This window comes from Pedobacter frigidisoli (assembly GCF_032678525.1).
Lineage (GTDB): Bacteria > Bacteroidota > Bacteroidia > Sphingobacteriales > Sphingobacteriaceae > Pedobacter > Pedobacter frigidisoli_A.
Genome location: NZ_JAVTSE010000001.1, coordinates 1,013,852 through 1,033,857, shown reverse-complemented (window position 1 = coordinate 1,033,857; position 20,006 = coordinate 1,013,852). Strand labels below are relative to the sequence as shown.

Below are 20,006 nucleotides of genomic sequence, written 5' to 3'. Positions count from 1 at the left end.
CAAATGGCCTAACAGCCTGTTTACGATATATAAACGGTAATTATCGTTTAACTATTGCCATAATTAGTGAGTTGTAGCTGATGTGCTTTTTTTAATGCAATCTTTTTACCATTTTTGAACTTCACTGAAATGAACCTAACGCCAACACCTCTTGCCGAACGCTGGATACCCTTTGGGGGACAGTCACCAATGATTCCCGTTTTCAAAGCTTTTCATCCGCTAAATGCTGAAATCGAAAAAGTAATTAACACGCAAACCTTCCCGGTAGAGTTTGCTAAAAATAAACATATTGCGTCGCCCCTTAAACGCAATAAATACATTTTTTTTATTCTCAAAGGCGCAGTACATGGCTTTATCAAAGCAGAAAGCAAGAAAATAACCACCTGGATCGCAGTTGAGCAGGAGCTTGCTGGAACGATTAGCAATTTATGGCACGGTGGCGAATCCGAAGAATACATCGAAACGATAGAGCCTGTTCTGGCAATTGCCATTCCACATGAGATGTCGCTATACTTATATGAACACTTTCCAATAGCCAATTATGTTGGCAGGAAAATGACTGAGCTTTATTATCAAGGTGCATCTGAAAGGGCTTTCATTGCCCGCTTACCAACGGCAAAGCTTCGGTATCATCGCTTCCTGGTAAGTTATGGCCATCTTTTAGAGCGTGTGCCTCTTAAATATATTGCTTCCTTTCTGGGAATGAGGCTCGAAACGCTCAGCAGAATCCGATCGGAAATGGTAACAAGTGGAAAAAGCGGCAAATCGGCCTTTCAACTAGCTACCTAACTGCAGTAAGCAATCTTTAATCCGCCTGCTCCATGAATGGCTTCAATAGAATCATAAGTTTTGTAACAGGCCTGTTCACCGAATTAACGCCGGCAGGCATCAGGCGAATTGGCAAATCTGAACATCAGCAGGTACTCCGGCTTTGGGAAAAATCGGTAAGGGCCAGTCACGACTTTCTTCATGAGCAGGACATCATCGACTACCGCGTCCTGATGGAAGATCAATACCTAAAAAAAACCAGGCTTTATGCTCTGGAAGAAAATGGAATGATGAAAGGCTTCATCGGACTATCCGGCGACCAGATCCGTTTGCTTTTCATTTCCCCGGATAGCATGAGGATGGGTTTTGGAAAAAAACTGCTCCACTTTGCGATCAAAGATAAACAAATCAAAGAGGTGGATGTAAACGGACAAAATACTGCCGCTTATCAATTTTATCACCGGGCTGGTTTCAGGATCGTTAAGAAATATCCTTTTGATGGTGCAGGGAAACCCTATCCGGTATGGAGCTTAAAATTAGTAGAAACCGTCGGCTAAATGCGCCTTGAATTCATAAATAACAAAACTTAAGGGGCTCATCAGTGTTATAATTTAAAACACCGTTATGATGAATCTTCTTAAAATCAGCTTAATAGCCATTACCGCATCAGCATTATCTTCTTCAGCAGAGGTAAATATTAAAACAGGCGATATCGCTTTGGTTCAACGGGGCAGCCAACAAAATAGTGATGCTGCGTTGTTAAACGACCTGAACGCACTTTGTATCAAACAACTGCGGGCATCAGCACTTGCCAGTCAGCAGGGCGGTACCAAAGCGGGTGATTGGGGAAGCCGGCTGTCTGTTACCTTAAGCAAATTCAATGATGAAATCAGGATACTGGCAAAAAACAAAAAAATTGTGCTGAGCAGTGCACTCCCTGAAGGTGGACAACGGCCTGATGGACGCGTGGACTCATCTCCCGAAAACCTTCGCGACACCTCAAGAATTAAGAATGGCGGTGGAGAAGCCGGATATGAAGGGACAAAAAAAGTAGAATCTGTAGGCGGTATTAACGATGCCGCAAGCAATGCGCTTATCGAAAGTTTGAAGAAACTGAAAGGCGGGGCTTTCGATAAAGCTTACCAAAACCTGTTAATCAGCGATCGTGAGACCGCACAAACACTGCTTACAAAAGCAGCTCAGTCATCCGACCGCGATATAAAAACATTCGCTGGCAGGTACCTTCAAAAGCTTAATTCTGCAAAGTTATAGTTTGTATTCAGCGCAAAGAATACCTTATCTTTGGAAAATAATGCCTGTCCCTATGCCTGAAATACCTTTCCTTGATGCCGCAAAGATCATTGAGGTTTTTGCTCAAACCAAAACTGCAACAGCTATTCACGTTGGAGAAGATGCGCACATTCAGTTTGCAAATGATACCATGCTGAACATCTGGGGAAAGGATAAAAGTGTGCTCGGAAAGTCTTTGGCAGACGCGCTTCCCGAACTCGTTGGACAGCCATTCATCGAAATGTTCAGGAAAGTGTGGTTGGAAGGTTTAACCATTTCCGGTTCAGATACCCCGGCAGAACTCAACATTGATGGTAAAAACCAGATTTTTTATTTCGATTTCGAATATCGGGCTATCCTAGATGACAATGGCAAAACCATTTGTATTCTGCACAGTGCTGTCGACATTACGGAGCGTTATTTAAAACAACATGCCATTGAGGAAGCCAGACAGAATGCCGCCTATCTGGCACGGGAGCAGGCGCATAGTGAAGAGCTCGCTGGCAAAAATATCGATCTGGCCGCTGCACTGGAAGAACTCAGGCTCGCCAATCAGGAGCTTGAAACCACAAAAATAAGTCTCCAGCAGCTTAACGAACGTTTAGATAGCAAGGTGCGGGAAAGAACAGAAACCATCGCATTTCTCAATCAGGAACTCGAAGCGTCCAATGAAGAAATCAGGGCATCCAATGAGGAACTGGCTGCCTCGAACGAGGAGATGTATAAATTCACCCAGGAAATCACGGGTGTATATGAAAAATTAAAAATCAGTCAGGATGATATTGAATTAGCCATCAGCGCTGCCGGACTCGGGACTTTCGATCTGGATCCGGTTACCGGAAAATTTGCCGGTAATGATACCTTAAAATCCTGGTTTGGCCTTCAGCCTGAAGATCTGATTGAACTCGAAAAGGCAACTGATGTAATCTCCCCAACAGATAGAGAGCGTGTAACAAATGCTATAGCGCAGGCACTCGATTTCAATTCCGGAGGAAATTACGAGGTGCTTTACGCCATCAGCAATCCCGAAAATCCAATTCCTAAAATCGTTAAAGCAAAGGGTAAAACGCTCTTTGACAAAAATAAACAGGCCATCCGCCTTAGCGGTGTTTTGCAGGATGTTACCGAACAGGTAACCAGCGAAGAGCGGATGCAATTACTCATCAGCAATCTCGAAGCCAGCGAACAAAGGTTCCGCAGGCTTATTGAACAGGCTCCGGTAGCCATTACGGTATTTAAGGGACCCGAATTGATTATTGAAAGTGCAAATGAACGAATGCTTGAAATCTGGGGTAAAACTTCAGCTGTCGAAGGAAAAAGATTTGATGAAGTCTTACCCGAAATCGCCGATCAGCCTTTTATCAATATCCTGCAGAAGGTACTGGAATCCGGAGAGCCTTATCATGGTGTAGAGAGCAAAGCCATTATTTTGAAAGACAATGTACCGCAGGAACGTTATTTTAATTTTGTATACCAACCTATCGAAGAGGAGAACGGCAATATAGAACGGGTATTGCAGGTGGTCACAGAAGTCACAGAACAAGTCAATTCACGTCAGGAAATACTGGAAGTGAACAACAGGCTTAAAATTGCCATGGATGCCGGTTCTCTTGGCTCTACAGAGGTAGATCTCGCTACCGGAACCATGGTTTGTAATGACGAGTTTAAACGTGCTTTTGGCCGCAACGTTGATCAGGACTTTGTATATGCAGAAATGTTTGAGGCCATGTTACCTCAATACAGAGACCGGATCAGGTAACTGGTTACGGTAGCCAAAGAAAATCACAGCATTTACCGCGCTGAGTATGAGATCGCCTGGCCAGATGGATCCATCCACTGGATTAGTGCACATGGAAGGGCAAGGTATGACAGTGATGGAATTCCGGTAAAAATGGTTGGCGTGATATCAGACATTACTGAACACAAAGCCGATGAGCAGCGCAAAAATGATTTTATCGGAATGGTAAGCCACGAGCTCAAAACGCCCTTAACTTCACTTACAGGTTATGTGCAACTGCTTCAGGTTCGCGCAAAAAAGAATGACGACGCTTTTGCATCTGGTGCCTTGGAGAAAGCAAACAACCAGCTGAAGAAGATGGCGAACATGATTAATAGCTTTTTAAATGTATCGAGGCTTGAATCTGGAAAAATACATATTCATAAACAGCACTTTAATCTTGCCGAACTGATTAGCGAGGTCGAAAGCGAGTTTACCGTAACAGCAAACAGCCATAACATCATGATTGCAAAATGCGAACAGTTAACGGTAGATGCGGATAGAGATAAAATTGGCCACGTACTGAACAACCTCATCAGTAATGCAGTAAAGTATTCTCCTCCTGGAAGCACTATTGATATTTCCTGTAGACAACACGACAACTTCGCCGTGGTATCAGTAGCTGATGAGGGCAGTGGCATCAGGCAAGAGGATAAGCATAAGCTCTTCGAGCGCTATTATCGCGTAGCCGATCAGCACCTTACCATTGCCGGCTTTGGTATCGGGCTATATCTGTGCGCAGAAATTGTGAGCAGACACCATGGTGAAATATGGGTAGACAGCGAATTGGGTAAAGGCTCTACCTTCCACTTCAGTTTACCATTAACATAAGGGTTTAGTCGATCCAGCTGTCGTATATTTCCTTTTGTAATGCATTTGGCTCCTCCAGTTTGCTGATTTTGAATGTTTTCTCTTTCCGCTTTTGTAAAACAAGGCTGATCAGCTTTTTTTCTCCTGCATTCTCCACCAGTAATTTCACCGTATCTCCCGCAGTGGACGATTCCAGGGTTTTGTACCACAGCTCGGGCGTTGCCGCAATTCCGTTAACCTCAAGGAGATTGCCCCCGCTTTTAATCCCCAGATACCAGGCAGGCGATTGATAATCAATTGAAGCAACCTTAATGAAGTCACCTTGCTTACGGATATTCAACCCCGCCCATGAATCGTATTGAACCGTACTCACTGTATCAATTTTTAGTCCTCCCATTGCAAAATATTTTGGATAATCAGGCGCTTTTACCGTTGAGGCATATTCGAATATTTCAGGCATTGGAATACCTGCCATTACCTCACATTCCTTTCTGAATTCCTTTTCTGTAAAACCCCGGTTCAGCTTTTTGTAGTATTTGTAGTAAAGCAAGCGCATCAAATCGTCAAGTGACTTTTTATTTTTAGTGGCATTTCGAATATTAAAATCAAGCATTATTCCCAGAATGGGTCCTTTATCATAGTAAGAAATGGTTTTGTTGAAGGTGTCATTCACCCTTCCGTTCGGACCATCGCTCCAGGTATTATAGCTGGCTTGTGTAGCAGATTGATACAGATGGCCCGGTTGATTCTCATAATTCTTAATATTCTGCTGCAGGTCCTGAAAAAAGTCTTCCGGAGTGATGATGCCTGCTCTCCTGGTAATCAGGTATTCATAATAAACGGTAAATCCTTCCGATACCCAAAGCATATTAGTATGGTTCTCTTTGGAGTAATCAAACGGACCCAGCTCTATAGGGCGTATTCGTTTTACATTATAATGGTGAAAATATTCGTGGGCAATAAAGTTGTATAGTTTTTTTCTGGCTGCTGTTGTATTAAATCCTTCCCCGCCACTAAAACTCAATGAAGATGAATTAAGGTGTTCTATACCCCCACCCCCGGCGCCTATGGATAAAAAGCTGTAGTGGGTATAGGGAATTTCACCGATAATGGCGCTGCCGGTTTCCACGATTTTTTTAAGATCATTCATGAAGCCCTGACGGTCAAATTCAGGGAGTTTGTAACCAATAAAATGATGGGGTTTGTCCGCTACCTCAAAGGAAGGCAGTACCTCAAGTTCACCCATTAAAAACGGACTGTCATACAACACATCAAAATTATCGGCCAAAAAGGTATGCCTTTTACCCGGAATGGTATCCAGACCTGTTGCCACCAGCGAATTCCATTTTCTGTAGGGTTTCATCTCCACACTAACCGGGTTTCTCAGTTCCTGATCCAGGTATAAAAACAAACCTCCGGGGGTAATGTAACCTCTTGATTCGTCGAGATATACATTCCCAACAAATGGAACAACAGCCTTTACATCATAGCTGATGTGTACAGGTTTTCCATTGTTCTCAACATGCCACACTTCCGGTGCAGTTTTTTCCCATTTCAGGTTTTTCCCACTCGCATCAGTTGCGCTAAAATTCTGAACTGCTCCGGCAAAATCAATCAGTTGGTAATAGCCGGGTGTCCATGTACACATTTTAAAATCCAGCGTTTTACCCGGACTTGTACTCATGAGAGATACATGATAGAGGTGTTCAGCTGCTTTTTCCATAGAAACTGAATACTGCATGTGAATCGCTTTCTGCTGCGCGCCGGCTACGGATATTGAAGAAAAAACAATGCTAAATAGAAGTAGTTTATGTAGAAGTTTCATAATAAAGCGTAGAAACCAAATATAATAATTTCCAGAGATGCCCCTTGATTTGTTCGCCTTAAAGTTTGAAGTGTAGTTAATAAAGTGCGCTGGCGGTGAATTCAAGGAGATTTTATAACAAAAAAGTGGGTTTAAAGGGGTTTTGAATGGGTTTTACCTGCTTTTACCCAAGCATGACCCAAGGAATGTCCAAGGAAAGTACAAGGAAAATTCAAGCGAGTTACCTGCGACGGTACTACGAATATACTGGACAGGCCGAACTGCGGCAATGCTAATTGGACTTCGTTTTATAAATTAAAGTATCTCTTCAAGCTCCCTTAAAACCTCGTGTTTGCTAAAATTGGCTATGGCTTTACCATAAACAGATTCAATATAGTTTTCAGAAGCACGACCTTTTCTAAAAAGTCGAATGCTTTGTATGAGGTCCTCTATCATTAGCCAATCCTGGTCTATCATCTCAGACTTTTGTTCCGGCGTCCCAAGCCTGGCCCAACCATCAATATCGCCTTTATAATACTTGTAAATTCTTATTTTCTCTTCTGTTATCATTACTAAATTATCCCACTCTGAATTAGTTGACTCCAATCCGGTTCATATCATTAAGTTCTTTGATTATTGCTGATTCTAATCTGTTATAATTGATCTGATAAAATCAAAACTAAACTTATCTTCGTTCTGATACCTGTTTGCCACTTCAGGCTTATCTTTTAGCAGTGCAAAAAGTGCTTCGTCCCGTTCTTTCCGGCTAAAGGAAATTCTACTGGTTTTGATAGCTATGATTTCCTGCCCCTGTTTTTTAACATACCAGGTTACACTTGACGAACTTCTTCCATCATATGAAACTGAGGTTTCTATCAACTCGTACAAGGTAATCTTACCTGAAATTACCCTATGTGCGAACAGGATATTTTTTTTATCCGGTAATTTTACAGCCTCACAATCTGTTGGGTATTTTCTGGTTTTTTCAACATGAAAAGATTTTATTTCATTAGTACTATACTTTACTTTCTCACTGCCGCCCTCCGGAATAAATTTGACCAAATAATCAAAATAATTTTTGACTTCTCCTTTGATGGTATCGTTTTGGAGCGTCACAACATATTCGGATTGGGCCTTAATGGTTTGAGCAAAGCAAAGGGATAAAATGAAGAATATGAGCGTCAATTTAAATGTTTTCATGATACTTATCTAGTTTATTTTATCATAATTCAGATAAGTTCACGAAGGATTGATCATATTGGAAATATAGCCAACATCCATTAAATTCCTTACAAATTAGAAATCCAATTCAAGAATAACAGGAATAAGATTCCCAAATTGTAAAAAAAATATAACATCATGTGCCAATTCGAAAAATGGGGGCGGATTCAACTATATCATAATAAAGGTTTTGTGTATTCCATCCTGGTTATTATTTCCGGAGGAGGATCTCGCCTCAGAACGCCTTATTAAAATTAAAAAGATTTTATGTAGACGGAACTACCTTAAAATAGTTCGCTCGATTGATCAAAGTGGACAGTGTATAACCTTCGTAAAACTCTTATCAATTCACAAGTTACATTATGTTTGTGAATATAATGTAGATAAGCTTTACCCATTGGAGTATTGATTTCAAATATATCACCAATTTTTATTCTTGTCATCTAATAATAGCTGATTGACTTCACCAAACTATAGCCCCATTCTAATTGGGTGGGGATTTCAATTAACAGAAAATACTAACTAAATAAATAAGATTAAAGTATTTAAACCAAACAGAAAAAGCAAGTACTCGAATATAATGCCAGATTTTGAAACAAGTACAATCTCGCTCGGCACTTGCTTATTGTAAATTATCTTCACCTTACTACCAGTTCTCAACATAGACGCTGAAAATCCATAATCAACTCTAACAATGAATTTAACCCCATCAAAAGTTGTGAAGGTAATATCTAGATAAAAAGAAATTTTATTGTGTTTTATAATTTTTTCTATAGAGTCAACAAAACCTTCTGTCTCTAAACCATATTTGATTAGTTCCCTACGTTTTGAAATTTTCAATATTCCTATCTACATGATACCGGAACTGAAAATTATACCAACAATAAATTGAATATTTCCCATTTTACTTTTTATTTGTCACGTCATAGAAATAACTCTTGACCAACTCTTTTACGCGATGTTTACCGTTGACGAAATTTCACCTCTTATTAAGCGGTTAATCTTTCATATTAATTGTATCCTTTGAACACTTTATACTTTTTATGATCTATACCATCATTCCTGTAAACCCTTAACAAGAGGCTATTAGGGGCCTTCAGTATAGAATCGCCCACATGAAGTTGCTCATCTATATTAAATGTTTCACTGTAAAAGAAGTTATTATAGCCAAATGAAATATCTTCGGTAATTTTTAACTTAAAACCAGTGGTATTCTTCTGATAGTAATAAATTTTGTATCTAGCTCTATCTCTTATTACTTTAATAATATGAGAATTAATTTCCCTCTCTAAAATCCGTTTGTTATAGGAATAGTTATCATACATAAAATAGATAAGAAAAAAGGCCAGTATTAGTAGTACTATTGGTATCATTACTTTTTTCATAACTTAATTTATTAAATGTTCTCTATTTCTGCAAGGCATCAGACTTGATAAATCTTCCAGTACCTGTAATTGAAACAAATTATAATGTTGCAGAAGCTTTTATATTAGCGCCAGCGGCACGTAATTCAAGTCCTGCTCCAACACCGGCTGTCAGTTATTTCCATCAGATTTTCATCCTGATCTATCTGCCATACATTACACACACCGCCTCCATCAAAGTCGGCAACAGCCGTTGCTTTTGCAGTGAAGGTATTGTTCGTTGTGGCAGTAACCTCAATTTTATAATTAGCCTTACCATCTTTTCCATCACTGTTCAACTGTCCCTAAATCTTGTTGTACTCAGAGAATTTGTCCCTAATTTCCTTGTAACCTTACCAACAGGAGTACCTGTAGATTTCATAAGGGATACATCAGCAAGTTCAGAATAGCCATTTCTATGTCAATAATTACCATTTTGGAAATGTTGCAAAGCTAGTAGTGTGCAAATTAGGGCTTGGTATTTTTCATTATTGTTTTGCGAGATACATTGAAATCCTTCATCACTTCGTCGCCTATGACCACATCAATATTCATGTCTCAGCACAAAATTATCAACGCAAAGTTAAAGAGATGTACAAATATCACAAACATGTGATATATTTGCTTTATGGTTTAGTGATCAAGTATAGTCTTCATCAAGTTTTTAAAAATTATTTATAAAATGATCAAAATTAAAATCCTACCATTAGAAGGAATCGAGATTGAAAACATTGGAAAACTTTACCTGGGACAGGCTAAACCGGACATTGAAAAATTACTAGGCACTCCTTCTGCCAATTCAAATTTACAACAACTTTTTTATGACCACTACGAACTCCGTATCGACCTTGATCATAATGAAAATGCGGAGTTCATAGAATTCATCTATGGCCCGTTTCAGGAAAGAACGGAGCTTTCCATTTACGGGATCAATCCATTTCAGATTGGAGCGGATAAACTTATTGAAATCCTTAAAGAAAAAAATAAGGGAAAAATAGACGACAGTGAAGCTGGATATAGTTATGCGTTTTTAAATATCTCCGTAGGAATCTGGCGGCAGTCGACAGAAAAAGGCATTGATGAAAGCATCGCAGAAATGAAAGCTAACCAAGAGTATGAGGAAAACAAAGATTGGCTCAATGAAGATCTAAATAAGGCAAAAAATTTCTGGACAATCGGGATTGGCGTAAAAAACTATTATGAATAACCTTTTAACAAAATTCGCAGTAATACTAATTGTTTTAATTAACGGTTACTCTGCTGTCGCACAAACAAAATACCAAAAGGACTTGATCGAATTTTGGTCTGACATCAATGATAACTATGCATACCTCGACCAACAAAGCATTGATTGGAAAAAAGTTAAAGCAATCTACGAACCACAGGCCGAAAAAATTTCAAATGACAATGAATTTATTCGGTTGCTTGAAAATATGTTGAATGAACTTTACAATGGCCATTCATCATTAGGCACAAATCTAAAAACATCCAACAGGTTAATTCCGTCGGGTTCGGATCTATATATTGAAAAATCAGGAAGCCAGTATATTGTAAAAGATTTAAGAAAAGGTTTTGGGGCAGATTTAGCTGGATTAAAGATAGGAATGGAAATCACCCTGTTCAATGGAAAACCTATTGATGAACAGCTAAAAAAATTCCTGCCAAAATTCACCGACCAATACAATCAAAAAATGTATCAATATGCCATTGATATGCTTTTTGCGGGAACGCCCGATACAAACAGGGAAATTGTTGCCATGGAAAATGGAAAGCCAACAACTTTCCATCCTGTCAGCTATGGGAATAGGAATGAACTTTCCTACAATAAAATACTCAATAACAGCACCGCTTACATCAAAATAAACAACTCCCTGGGAAACAACAATCTTATTGCAGCATTCGATCAGGCACTCGATAGTCTATTTCATTATAAAAATCTGGTTATCGATTTAACGGAAACCCCGAGTGGCGGAAATTCTACCGTCGCCAGAGCCATAATGGGAAGATTTACGGGCAAGCTTTTACCCTTCCAGGTTCATGAATTTGATGAAAAAGAATACCAGACCAAAAGACATTGGCAAGAATATGTAACGCCGCGCAAAAAAATCTACACGGGTAAAGTTTATGTTTTGGTGGGTCATTGGACAGGAAGTATGGGAGAGGGAATGGCGATTGGTTTTGACGGTATGGGAAGGGCAAAAATTATCGGGACAAAAATGGCAGGTCTGCTGGGTGCAATTTCGAACTTTCGGATGTCGGGAACTAAAATCGGGTTTCAATTTCCAACAGAAAGACTTTACCACATTAACGGAACACCAAGAGAAGATTTTCTGCCGAAAATTTTAACCCAAAATATTGAAGAAACGATGCAGAAAGCCCGTGAAATAAAATGAAGTAAACACCCAAATCAGAACAAGCAATTATTACCCAAAAAAATTTCAATTGAATCCAAAGACTGAAAATTAAAAGATAAAAATGACTAGAAAGCTAATTTCCCTGGCCATGATTACGCTGCTGATTAATGCCTGCGCCACCACAAAAAACTTTAAAAGCACGCAGACCGGTCAGGAATGGAAAGCCACTTACGGTAGCTTTAATGCCATAGAAAAACTAAAATTCGGTGCGCAGAAGGATGCTGTTTTGTATTTAAGTTCCCAAATCAATACTGATAAGGGAACACTGGATTTACTGCTGAATAATCAAAAGTTAACAGAAAAGCATCAAGTAAACCATTACCGGATAAATCTTAATAAAAAGGCGGTCATCAATCTAGCGGGCAAAAATGCAGCAGGTTCATTCAGCCTGAGTTACCCAATTTACAAGAAAAAAGATACCCGGATCATTTACAGAACGAATATCGAACTCTTAGCACTGAGCTATCTTCTGGCTAATTACGAAGACTTTACAGACTTTTCTGGCAAAGCACCCGTTTTTAAGGATTTATATGCGTTGACTTCAAAAATAGCCTCCGATTTCAAACCCTTTTTAAGCTCCAAAAACCTTGAGGTAATCAAAACCTATCTCGAAAGGGATTTCTATCTGCATTATTCCAATTTTATACTGAGCCTGGATGACTTTCCAAACGCGAAGGTGACTAGTGCTGCCGATATCACGCATTTCAAATCAAGAGAAGATGCAGAAAGATTTGTAATCGCCTTCAACGGTTTTTTCAAAGAAGTTCAGTTCCAGGATTTCCTGACCAGATATGCTCCATACTACAAAAAGATGACTGAAGAGGTTTCTATAAACCTGCCCAAAGAAAATTTCATTTCAGAAATGGAAAACTACTTTGGCAAAAGTGTATCTCAGTATGTCCTCTACCCAAGTTTAACGCTCCCCTTCAGCTCTGGTTTTGCAGTTGGAGATAGAAATACAATCGGAAATATCTTTGCAAGCTTTAACCAGCCCGAGGAAATAAACGATGTGGCAAAGCTCAAGTTAGGTTATAGCAATGCTTTGTCGCTCCGAACAATTTGCATCCATGAGTTCGGCCACTCATTCGTCAACCCAGCGATAGACAAAGCAGATGAAAAAACGGTTGAGGAAAAGGCTTTTCTTTTCGACCCCATCAAAGATAAAATGAGCCAGCAAGGTTATAATCAGTGGAAAATCTGCCTTTACGAACATTTTAACCGGGCCAATGAAGTGATTATAGCGAGGCACCTGGGCGATGAAGCCCAGGCAAATGTGATTTTAAAAGACAATATCGAAAACCGTTCGTTTATCTATCTACCACAAATCATTGAAAAACTGGAGTTTTGGTACAATAATGAATTCCTCGATAAAACTTATGAAGGAAAAGTGGAAGAAATCATCTCAGAATTAAAATGACTGCCTAAAAGGATTGATGTATTCAATTGGTATGACAGGGAATGAATGCAAAAGTAACTGGCTCATTAGGTAATTCATGATTACTGGCTTAATTTACCTTAACTTCCATAATTTTTAACATGGTTCAACTTCCTTAAGTTTCATCCCTAGAATCAATTCATTTATTAAAGCATCAACATTAGAGATGTATATACCAAACGGAGAATTATGTTGATAATGAACCTTATCTCATCTCTTCTAATCATTGTCAGCTCTATAAAATATTTTTGATTTAATTGCATAACCTCATAATCTTCAGAATTGGACTCACTTTTCCAAGTATGAAAATGTCTATTTGTATCATTAATAATTGATTTTGAAAGTTTAATAATAACTTCTCAAAGCTCTTTTTCAGGTAGACTAACTCATCTGAAAATTCTACTCTCAAATAGTGATTATAAATAGATCAGATCGATAAATTGTCTGAGCGCCTTTTTGATCTCTTCCTCACCCGAAGGATGCTGCAGGTCAATACCACAGAACGGATTTTCCTGCATCTTGGCATGTAGCGTTAAATAATATACACCACCCATCAATATCGCATACAAGGCCCTGAAGTTTTTGTCACTAGCGTGAAAATGCTCATCGAACACCGCGCTTAATACCTCATCACCAATGTTTTCACGCTTAAGGTCCAGCTCCTTTAATATGGGCAACTTTTCGCTAAGCCCCCAGGTAATGATCCAACGCATTTCTTTGTTATTGATCAGACTGTCAAACTGATTCTCCAGCACACTATAGGCAAGGGCTTTTCCGGAATCTGCCTTACACGCTTCTACGATGTCCCCAATATCTTCAGGATTAATCTTCCAGTAATCATTGTTGTTGAGATATTCCTTAACCATTCCCTCAAATCCACCGAAATAGTCATAGATCAATCTCCTATCCACTTTAGCCTCCTCTGCAACCCTGGTAATACTCAGTCCGGAAAAACCATCTTTTTTCAGGATTTTTCCAAGCGCAGTTATCAGGTTCGCTTTCGTACGCTCCTTGTTCCTAACAGGTCCATCAGTAACTTTTCTTGCCATTCAATTTAACTTTGGTGCAATTTGCGATTTTTCGGGGCATCATCAAAGTTTTGCTATATTGACCAGGTTGGATAAATCTGAATACAGTGACCCCTTCTCACCAGAAATAAAATTGTTGTAAAGATTTATTTGTGTGTATTTTAGTAAATTGGCGGAAAGGGGTCAAACGAGTTGGTTTGTGCACAAAGGCCAGATATGGGTAGAAAGCGAAATAGGAGAAGGATCCACGTTCCACTTCAGCCTTCCATTGTAATAAAAAAACAGGGGATCCGGGAAAGGTAAGAGCATCGGGATAAAGTGCCTTACCAGGCATCCGCAAGAGCAGACCTGAATATAGCAGGTCGAATTCCAGCATCTTTGGACCAGCCGCTGGAATTAGCACTGAAAAAATTTCAGCCTAAAAACTGAAAAAAAATCAGAAAAAGTGAAAAAATTTCATAAAAAGGCCTCCGAAAAGCCTTCAAAATATGCTGGCACAACGCTTGATAAATACAAACAGGGACAGACAAATAAAAGTGCCCAAAGATAAAATTAATTAATTTATAGTCCATTTATTATTAAAACATTAAAAGGAGAACACACTATGACATTGGTTAAATTCAGTCCAGAAAAGAAAAACAGCGCATTATTGCCAGGCTTTAATGACATTTTCGAATCCGTTCTAGGCGACACATTTTTCTCAGATCGCCGTACAGCCAGCGTTCCTGCAGTGAACATTTCAGAATCAGCCGAAGAGTATCAGATTGAGCTGGCTGCACCGGGCCTCAAAAAAGAAGATTTTAAGGTTTCTGTAGAAAGGGACATGCTCAATATTTCTGCGCAAAGATCTCAGGAGCACAACTCGGAAGGCAAGGTCTACAATAGACGCGAATACAGCTATGCAGCTTTCACCAGATCATTCACCTTGCCCGAAAGCGCAGATACAGACAGGATTCAGGCCAGCTACACCGACGGGGTATTAAAGCTCAGCCTTCCAAAAAAAGAAGAATCCAAAGCAGTATCAAGACAGATCGAGATCAGCTAAGCGCTAATAAAAAAAATGCCGCCTAGGGCGGCATTTTTTTTATCATCCAAATGAAAACTGAAAGGCAGGAAGCTCAAAAGATAAAACCTATGGATACCACATTTTCGATCGCGGTCACACTCAATCTGAAGAAAAAAAAACTACCCTACGGAAAATTCAGCCTTGGCAGGGAGAAAGCCTCGTCAATGGAAATATTCTCGATGCTAAAAGGCAAGAATGAGAACGGACATTCCTGTGCCATACAAATGGAGCTTTCTCAGGAAATTGCAGGTCTTCCTGTTCCAATAAGCATGATCTATTGCAGCCTTGAAGAACTAAAGGAAAATGTCGCGGTAATTTCCAGAGAGATTTTCCGAATAGCCCAGCTTGAAGAGGGAGATATCATCCCCCTTCAATAAGATTTAGATAGCGTAGACCAAACCTAAAATCAAATGTTCCAGACCAGTTAGAGAGAGGAAAAATGGAAAAAAAGAAAATATTCATCGTAGAGGATGATCTAATGCTCCTGGAAACCATCCAGGATATCCTGCGAGAGCACGGCTATGACTGCCAGGGTTGCTACCATCCCGGAAATTCGGTCCGGATGATCGAAGAATATCGACCTGACTTGGTGATATTGGACTACATGCTACCGGAATGGAACGGAGGGGAACTCTGTAGCGCTATACGAGCGATTGATGATTTTGAATACATTCCGATCATTATCACATCCGCCTATGCAAAAATCATACTCTCACTTTCCGAATACGGCTGTGATGCAATACTGGAAAAGCCCTTCGGAATATCCGATCTGATAGGGCTTATCAAATCATTGCTCGCTACAAAGAGGAGCGACAGCGGATTGCTACCCAAAATCAAAACGGTATTAAAAAGTGCATTGCCGGAAATTTAGGTAAACTAAACCAATTATGTTTTTTTAAGTCTTGCCTAATCCAAGATCCTCCCTATTTTACATAATTATATTTTTGGCATACACCAAAAAATTAAGATTCATTTGTTTGTCGCCTTTATGTATCAAAAATTCCCCGTTTTGTATAAACCTAAGCAGATTATCGGGACTAGATTTGTATTATAAAATTTAGAAGATGAAAACAATTTTAATAACAGGGGCATCACGGGGTTTTGGAAAGCTGTGGGCAAAATCATTTTTAGAGCGTGGGGACAGAGTAGCCGCGACGGCAAGGAAACTTTCGGATCTTGATGACCTTAAGAATGAGTTCCCGCACTCATTTACACCTATAGAGCTGGATGTCAATGATCGTAAAGCCGTTTTTGAAGCGGTAGCACTGTCCAAGGAGGCTTTGGGCAGTATTGATGTATTGATCAACAATGCCGGTTTTGTTTTGTTCTGTGCTATAGAGGAAGCCAGCGAAGCGGAAGCCAGGCAACAATTCAATACTAATGTATTTGGTCTGCTTTGGGTAACCCAGGCCACCCTACCCGTGATGAGAAATCAGGGCCACGGCCATATCGTACAGGTATCAAGTGCGTTGGGACTAACGGCAATTCCAAACCTGGGAATTTACAGCGCTTCAAAATTCGCCGTAGAAGGGTTGAGTGAATCACTTGCCACCGAGGTCGCGGGATTCGGCATCAAAGTGACTCTTTTGGAACCAAATGGCTTTGCTACGGACTGGGCAGGTGCTTCAGCGGTACAGAGTTCACCTCTTGAAATCTATGAACCGATGCGTGAAGCGATGAAAGAAAATTCAAAACCCAGCGATTATGGAGATCCCCTTGCCACACCTGCGGCAGTCCTGCAGCTTATCGACAGTGAAAATCCGCCTTTAAGGTTATTTTTGGGAAATGTGGCATTTCCATGGATCAAATCAGTTTATCAAAACCGACTGGAGACGTGGGATGCGTGGAAAGAGATTTCTGCCGCGGCACATGGTGGCTAACAAATCGTTTAGATTTATATTTTACTGACAAACCTACGGCTGATAAAGCGTAGGTTTGTTTAAATTGCAAGCGATGAAACATTACAAAACGATCAGTGAGTTCCATAAAAGCAATGGCTTTGCCCAACCCGAGAACCCTTTGATCAGCCTGGTCAAATGTGGCGGAAGTTGCTCGACGGATTACCATCAGTTTACTACGGACTTTTACATGATCGGATTTAAGAAGCTGAAATCGGGCACTTTTGGATATGGTAAGACCAAATATGATCACCAGAACGGCTCGATGTCTTTTACAAGGCCCAGACAGATAATCGCCTTTCAGAATCTGGTGTTCGAGGAAGATGATTTTCTAATTTTTTTCCATGAAGATCTTCTTTTGGCCCATGCCCTGTATCAAGATATCAAAAAGTATACTTTTTTTGATTATGAAGTCAATGAAGCCCTTCACCTCTCACCGAGCGAAGAAAAAATAATATGGGAACTGCACGATAAGATCAAATCGGAATACCTAAACAACCAGGACGAGTATAGTCGGGAGATTATGATAGGCCACATAGAATCCATACTCAGGTATGCGCAGCGCTATTATAAAAGGCAATTTATCAACCGCAGGGAGGCCAGCGGTAAAACATTGTCCAGATTCAATCAGATGCTGTCAACATACGTAGCGGGTGGCGAACTAGGAGGCTTACCGTCAGTTACTTTTATTGCTCAGCAGCTCAATACTTCTCCACATTATCTGAGTGATCTGTTGAAGCAGGAAACGGGAAAGACGGCCCTTGAACTGATACATATTTTTTTGATTTCGGAGGCCAAAAATCTGTTGAAAGGCTCCGCTCAAAACATATCAGAAACCGCTTACATGCTGGGTTTTGAGAACCTCTCCTATTTTTCAAGGCTGTTTAAGAAGCAAACAGGCTTGAGTCCCAAGCAATATCAGAACCTCAATTAAGAAAAGCGCAGTTTGTTTATTGCTCAATTTATCCGGGCAGGCATTGTTGGTTGTTATGTTTTATTTATAACTATATATTTAAATTAAAATATCTTTTAACATCCAGAGAAATATCGTTCAACTGTTGCCTCTTTTTTAAGTCATTTAATAAATCATCTTCAGTATTTATACTTTCCATTTTTTTTACAAGTGCTTGTATCAATATGTCTTTTAGCCCTTGTGATCGATCGACATCTCCAATATTACTATCGAGATCTAATAAAAACAATATTCTACTTCTTTCGTCAGAATTAAGAGAAGTAACTCTGTTATAAATATGCATCATTCCATTTAATGGAATTGTTTTTATAATATAACCGTAGTTTATATAATATTGATTCCCATACTGAGATTTTTGTAAGTTAATCATCTTCGCTAACTGAGCTTCATTTAAAACCCAATAATTACCTTTTTTATTAAATCCATTTGCTATAAAAACCTCATTTAACACACCTATTAAATCTTTTTTTCCCATAAAATTTTAGTAAAAATCCAAAACAGTTTTCCAAACTCCCCCAAATTACTTTTCAAAAGCCAACTTACATTTAGCCAACTGCTTGGCTTCTAACTGCATTTGCTTTGGGTTATGCGGTTTAAGCTCCTAAATTGTTTTTGTTACAAAGTCTACAAAATCAGGACATATTCCTTTTATTTTTGTAAATTCTTTAAAAGTATTTAGATTATCCGCAAGCCCTGCTTTATACGCTGCATGCATTTCCCGTCCAAGCTGCAAACTCGACTTTGTATATGTTTTAATATTAGAAGATGCTCCAGCAATTGGGCCTGCTGCCGTAAGCATAGTGCTAATCCCGACCTCCATCCTATCATCATATGTTGCAGGGCTTTGGTCAAGATGCCTAGCATCCTTATCCATTGAAAAAGCCTGCGTAAACTAAACGTATGGAGCATCTATCAAATCATAAGTAAATTTAACAGAAAAATCATTACTACTGGCAAACCTATCCGAAAAGTTAAATTGTTTTGCACTTATTTGATCTCGAGAATAAATTCCGAATCCATCAGGATCTACACGATTTAAAGGATCATTCCCCATACCTAAATAGGGTGAAGCATACTGCCCCATCGGATCGGTACTCAGCCATCTTCCAATCTGGGCATCGTACATCCTGAAATCAAAGTTATTCCAGCTGGTTTCTTTATCTACTTCTGCATGCTGCCCCTGATAACCATAGCGATAATCGTTATTTGCCAATGTTAATGGCGAACCAAAAGGATAATAATCAGAGCAATAGGAAACATTGGCCTGGCCATTCACATTTTTGTTCCGGTTAATAACAACCCTTATATTACCTAAATGATCACTTAATTCGTATTGATAATTATTGACTAAGCGGCTAAAGATACCTATACGACCTATAGCGTACACTGGTAAATCTTTTTAATCCAAACCAGTACCGTTATTATCATATACCGCCAATACGTTACCAGCTGCGTCATAAACATAATAGGTGTTATTGTTTTGCAGGTGATCTGTTTTAAGAATGCGCATATCGGATTTATCGTAAACAAAACTTGCACGAAGCTGTGTTTTGGCGGCATCGGCATAAATGGCTGCCACTTTTCCGCTTGCAGTGTAGTATATATAAAAACCCTGTCCATTTACGCTTTGCTTTGCAATCACTTGACCCAGATCGTCATAGCTGTAAATGGCATAATTATCCACACTACTTAGTTTGTTACTATTGGCCTGATAACGATAATTAAGGCTTAACTGATTACCTGAGTTATTATTCCGTTCTTAAGTCTGTATGTTCCCGTTCGCATCATAATTCAGCCCATGTTCTTTACTAATGTTTACATTTTCGGTAAAGCCATTATTCGAAATGTTTTCCACTCTTGTTTGAGAGAAATATTGAAATCCATCATCACTTCCCACTTAAAACTAAAAGTCGAAAACAAAAAAAGCAGCTCTTTTCAGAACTGCTTTTAAAACTCGGGGTGGCTGATGGGGCTCGAACCCACGACCCTCGGCACCACAAACCAATACTCTAACCAACTGAGCTACAGCCACCGTGTTTTTTAGTGTCACAAAAGTACGATTTTTACTATTCCCTCCAAATATTTTTTTCAAAGATTTGGTAACAATTTTTTAATATGC

At 39.5% G+C, this 20,006-nt stretch carries 22 protein-coding genes and 1 tRNA gene; 13 read left to right on the top strand and 10 right to left on the bottom strand.

Annotated features, from left to right (window positions below; genetic code table 11):
• Window positions 1-129 precede the first annotated feature (129 nt).
• From R2Q80_RS04350 to R2Q80_RS04330, 5 genes are all read left to right on the top strand, one after another.
• Window positions 130-789: a Crp/Fnr family transcriptional regulator gene (locus tag R2Q80_RS04350; protein ID WP_316798411.1), complete on the top strand. Its 660-nt coding sequence runs from the start codon at window positions 130-132 to the stop codon at window positions 787-789.
• 32 nt (window positions 790-821) lie between these two features.
• On the top strand, window positions 822-1,325 hold the full coding sequence (locus R2Q80_RS04345; RefSeq protein ID WP_316798410.1) for a GNAT family N-acetyltransferase: 504 nt from the start codon (window positions 822-824) through the stop codon (window positions 1,323-1,325).
• A 67-nt stretch (window positions 1,326-1,392) separates the two neighbouring features.
• The gene (locus R2Q80_RS04340) at window positions 1,393-2,040 is read left to right on the top strand and encodes a DUF4142 domain-containing protein (RefSeq protein WP_316798409.1); all 648 of its coding nucleotides are present in this window, start codon (window positions 1,393-1,395) and stop codon (window positions 2,038-2,040) included.
• A gap of 52 nt (window positions 2,041-2,092) precedes the next feature.
• Window positions 2,093-3,817: a PAS domain-containing protein gene (locus tag R2Q80_RS04335; protein ID WP_316798408.1), complete on the top strand. Its 1,725-nt coding sequence runs from the start codon at window positions 2,093-2,095 to the stop codon at window positions 3,815-3,817.
• A complete protein-coding gene (locus tag R2Q80_RS04330) occupies window positions 3,818-4,666 on the top strand; it encodes a PAS domain-containing sensor histidine kinase (RefSeq protein WP_316798530.1) in 849 nt (282 codons plus the stop codon).
• 4 nt (window positions 4,667-4,670) lie between these two features.
• Here R2Q80_RS04330 and R2Q80_RS04325 read toward each other — a convergent pair whose 3' ends face one another.
• The 4 genes from R2Q80_RS04325 to R2Q80_RS04310 form a co-directional block, all read right to left on the bottom strand.
• Entirely contained in the window at window positions 4,671-6,470 is a 1,800-nt protein-coding gene (locus tag R2Q80_RS04325) for a hypothetical protein (protein WP_316798407.1), read from the bottom strand.
• A gap of 294 nt (window positions 6,471-6,764) precedes the next feature.
• On the bottom strand, window positions 6,765-7,019 hold the full coding sequence (locus R2Q80_RS04320) for a hypothetical protein (RefSeq protein WP_316798406.1): 255 nt from the start codon (window positions 7,017-7,019) through the stop codon (window positions 6,765-6,767).
• Between the two features lie 75 nt (window positions 7,020-7,094).
• A complete protein-coding gene (locus R2Q80_RS04315; protein ID WP_316798405.1) occupies window positions 7,095-7,649 on the bottom strand; it encodes a hypothetical protein in 555 nt (184 codons plus the stop codon).
• Window positions 7,650-9,180: 1,531 nt separating this feature from the next.
• A complete protein-coding gene (locus R2Q80_RS04310) occupies window positions 9,181-9,372 on the bottom strand; it encodes a hypothetical protein (protein ID WP_316798404.1) in 192 nt (63 codons plus the stop codon).
• Between the two features lie 383 nt (window positions 9,373-9,755).
• Here R2Q80_RS04310 and R2Q80_RS04305 point away from each other — a divergent pair, with 383 nt between their 5' ends.
• The 3 genes from R2Q80_RS04305 to R2Q80_RS04295 all read left to right on the top strand — a co-directional run bounded on the left by R2Q80_RS04305 (window position 9,756) and on the right by R2Q80_RS04295 (window position 12,904).
• Window positions 9,756-10,280 carry a hypothetical protein gene (locus R2Q80_RS04305; RefSeq protein WP_316798403.1) on the top strand — a complete coding sequence of 175 codons (525 nt, stop codon included), beginning with the start codon at window positions 9,756-9,758 and terminating at the stop codon, window positions 10,278-10,280.
• A complete protein-coding gene (locus R2Q80_RS04300; RefSeq protein WP_316798402.1) occupies window positions 10,273-11,466 on the top strand; it encodes a S41 family peptidase in 1,194 nt (397 codons plus the stop codon). Before R2Q80_RS04305 ends, R2Q80_RS04300 begins: the two co-directional genes overlap by 8 nt.
• A gap of 82 nt (window positions 11,467-11,548) precedes the next feature.
• On the top strand, window positions 11,549-12,904 hold the full coding sequence (locus R2Q80_RS04295; RefSeq protein ID WP_316798401.1) for a DUF4932 domain-containing protein: 1,356 nt from the start codon (window positions 11,549-11,551) through the stop codon (window positions 12,902-12,904).
• 434 nt (window positions 12,905-13,338) lie between these two features.
• Here the strand turns inward: R2Q80_RS04295 and R2Q80_RS04290 are convergent, their stop codons facing one another.
• Complete coding sequence (locus R2Q80_RS04290; RefSeq protein WP_316798400.1) at window positions 13,339-13,971, bottom strand: TetR/AcrR family transcriptional regulator; 633 nt, start codon at window positions 13,969-13,971, stop codon at window positions 13,339-13,341.
• Window positions 13,972-14,554: 583 nt separating this feature from the next.
• On the opposite strand from R2Q80_RS04290, the gene R2Q80_RS04285 reads away from it, so the two are divergent.
• From R2Q80_RS04285 to R2Q80_RS04265, 5 genes are all read left to right on the top strand, one after another.
• A complete protein-coding gene (locus tag R2Q80_RS04285) occupies window positions 14,555-14,995 on the top strand; it encodes an Hsp20/alpha crystallin family protein (protein ID WP_316798399.1) in 441 nt (146 codons plus the stop codon).
• A 50-nt stretch (window positions 14,996-15,045) separates the two neighbouring features.
• Entirely contained in the window at window positions 15,046-15,393 is a 348-nt protein-coding gene (locus tag R2Q80_RS04280) for a hypothetical protein (RefSeq protein WP_316798398.1), read from the top strand.
• Window positions 15,394-15,455: 62 nt separating this feature from the next.
• On the top strand, window positions 15,456-15,887 hold the full coding sequence (locus R2Q80_RS04275) for a response regulator (protein WP_316798397.1): 432 nt from the start codon (window positions 15,456-15,458) through the stop codon (window positions 15,885-15,887).
• A 193-nt stretch (window positions 15,888-16,080) separates the two neighbouring features.
• On the top strand, window positions 16,081-16,896 hold the full coding sequence (locus tag R2Q80_RS04270; protein ID WP_316798396.1) for an SDR family NAD(P)-dependent oxidoreductase: 816 nt from the start codon (window positions 16,081-16,083) through the stop codon (window positions 16,894-16,896).
• A gap of 73 nt (window positions 16,897-16,969) precedes the next feature.
• A complete protein-coding gene (locus R2Q80_RS04265; RefSeq protein ID WP_316798395.1) occupies window positions 16,970-17,848 on the top strand; it encodes a helix-turn-helix transcriptional regulator in 879 nt (292 codons plus the stop codon).
• A gap of 70 nt (window positions 17,849-17,918) precedes the next feature.
• On the opposite strand, the gene R2Q80_RS04260 is transcribed toward R2Q80_RS04265, so the two are convergent.
• From R2Q80_RS04260 to R2Q80_RS04240, 5 genes are all read right to left on the bottom strand, one after another.
• Window positions 17,919-18,362, bottom strand: a complete 444-nt coding sequence (locus R2Q80_RS04260) for a DUF4304 domain-containing protein (RefSeq protein ID WP_316798394.1) — start codon at window positions 18,360-18,362, stop codon at window positions 17,919-17,921.
• Window positions 18,363-18,488: 126 nt separating this feature from the next.
• The gene (locus R2Q80_RS04255; RefSeq protein ID WP_316798393.1) at window positions 18,489-18,761 is read right to left on the bottom strand and encodes a hypothetical protein; all 273 of its coding nucleotides are present in this window, start codon (window positions 18,759-18,761) and stop codon (window positions 18,489-18,491) included.
• An 18-nt stretch (window positions 18,762-18,779) separates the two neighbouring features.
• Entirely contained in the window at window positions 18,780-19,274 is a 495-nt protein-coding gene (locus tag R2Q80_RS04250; protein ID WP_316798392.1) for an RHS repeat-associated core domain-containing protein, read from the bottom strand.
• Between the two features lie 12 nt (window positions 19,275-19,286).
• On the bottom strand, window positions 19,287-19,571 hold the full coding sequence (locus tag R2Q80_RS04245; RefSeq protein WP_316798391.1) for a hypothetical protein: 285 nt from the start codon (window positions 19,569-19,571) through the stop codon (window positions 19,287-19,289).
• A 274-nt stretch (window positions 19,572-19,845) separates the two neighbouring features.
• A tRNA-His gene (locus tag R2Q80_RS04240) sits at window positions 19,846-19,919 on the bottom strand.
• Window positions 19,920-20,006: the final 87 nt, after the last annotated feature.

Bases quoted from the DNA above. Each gene is read 5' to 3' on its own strand.
- R2Q80_RS04350 (WP_316798411.1), top strand. From the start codon at position 130: ATGAACCTAACGCCAACACCTCTTGCCGAACGCTGGATACCCTTTGGG.
- R2Q80_RS04345 (WP_316798410.1), top strand. From the start codon at position 822: ATGAATGGCTTCAATAGAATCATAAGTTTTGTAACAGGCCTGTTCACC.
- R2Q80_RS04340 (WP_316798409.1), top strand. From the start codon at position 1,393: ATGATGAATCTTCTTAAAATCAGCTTAATAGCCATTACCGCATCAGCA.
- R2Q80_RS04335 (WP_316798408.1), top strand. From the start codon at position 2,093: ATGCCTGAAATACCTTTCCTTGATGCCGCAAAGATCATTGAGGTTTTT.
- R2Q80_RS04325 (WP_316798407.1), bottom strand. From the start codon at position 6,470: ATGAAACTTCTACATAAACTACTTCTATTTAGCATTGTTTTTTCTTCA.
- R2Q80_RS04320 (WP_316798406.1), bottom strand. From the start codon at position 7,019: ATGATAACAGAAGAGAAAATAAGAATTTACAAGTATTATAAAGGCGAT.
- R2Q80_RS04315 (WP_316798405.1), bottom strand. From the start codon at position 7,649: ATGAAAACATTTAAATTGACGCTCATATTCTTCATTTTATCCCTTTGC.
- R2Q80_RS04305 (WP_316798403.1), top strand. From the start codon at position 9,756: ATGATCAAAATTAAAATCCTACCATTAGAAGGAATCGAGATTGAAAAC.
- R2Q80_RS04300 (WP_316798402.1), top strand. From the start codon at position 10,273: ATGAATAACCTTTTAACAAAATTCGCAGTAATACTAATTGTTTTAATT.
- R2Q80_RS04295 (WP_316798401.1), top strand. From the start codon at position 11,549: ATGACTAGAAAGCTAATTTCCCTGGCCATGATTACGCTGCTGATTAAT.
- R2Q80_RS04290 (WP_316798400.1), bottom strand. From the start codon at position 13,971: ATGGCAAGAAAAGTTACTGATGGACCTGTTAGGAACAAGGAGCGTACG.
- R2Q80_RS04285 (WP_316798399.1), top strand. From the start codon at position 14,555: ATGACATTGGTTAAATTCAGTCCAGAAAAGAAAAACAGCGCATTATTG.
- R2Q80_RS04280 (WP_316798398.1), top strand. From the start codon at position 15,046: ATGAAAACTGAAAGGCAGGAAGCTCAAAAGATAAAACCTATGGATACC.
- R2Q80_RS04275 (WP_316798397.1), top strand. From the start codon at position 15,456: ATGGAAAAAAAGAAAATATTCATCGTAGAGGATGATCTAATGCTCCTG.
- R2Q80_RS04270 (WP_316798396.1), top strand. From the start codon at position 16,081: ATGAAAACAATTTTAATAACAGGGGCATCACGGGGTTTTGGAAAGCTG.
- R2Q80_RS04265 (WP_316798395.1), top strand. From the start codon at position 16,970: ATGAAACATTACAAAACGATCAGTGAGTTCCATAAAAGCAATGGCTTT.
- R2Q80_RS04260 (WP_316798394.1), bottom strand. From the start codon at position 18,362: ATGGGAAAAAAAGATTTAATAGGTGTGTTAAATGAGGTTTTTATAGCA.
- R2Q80_RS04255 (WP_316798393.1), bottom strand. From the start codon at position 18,761: ATGGATAAGGATGCTAGGCATCTTGACCAAAGCCCTGCAACATATGAT.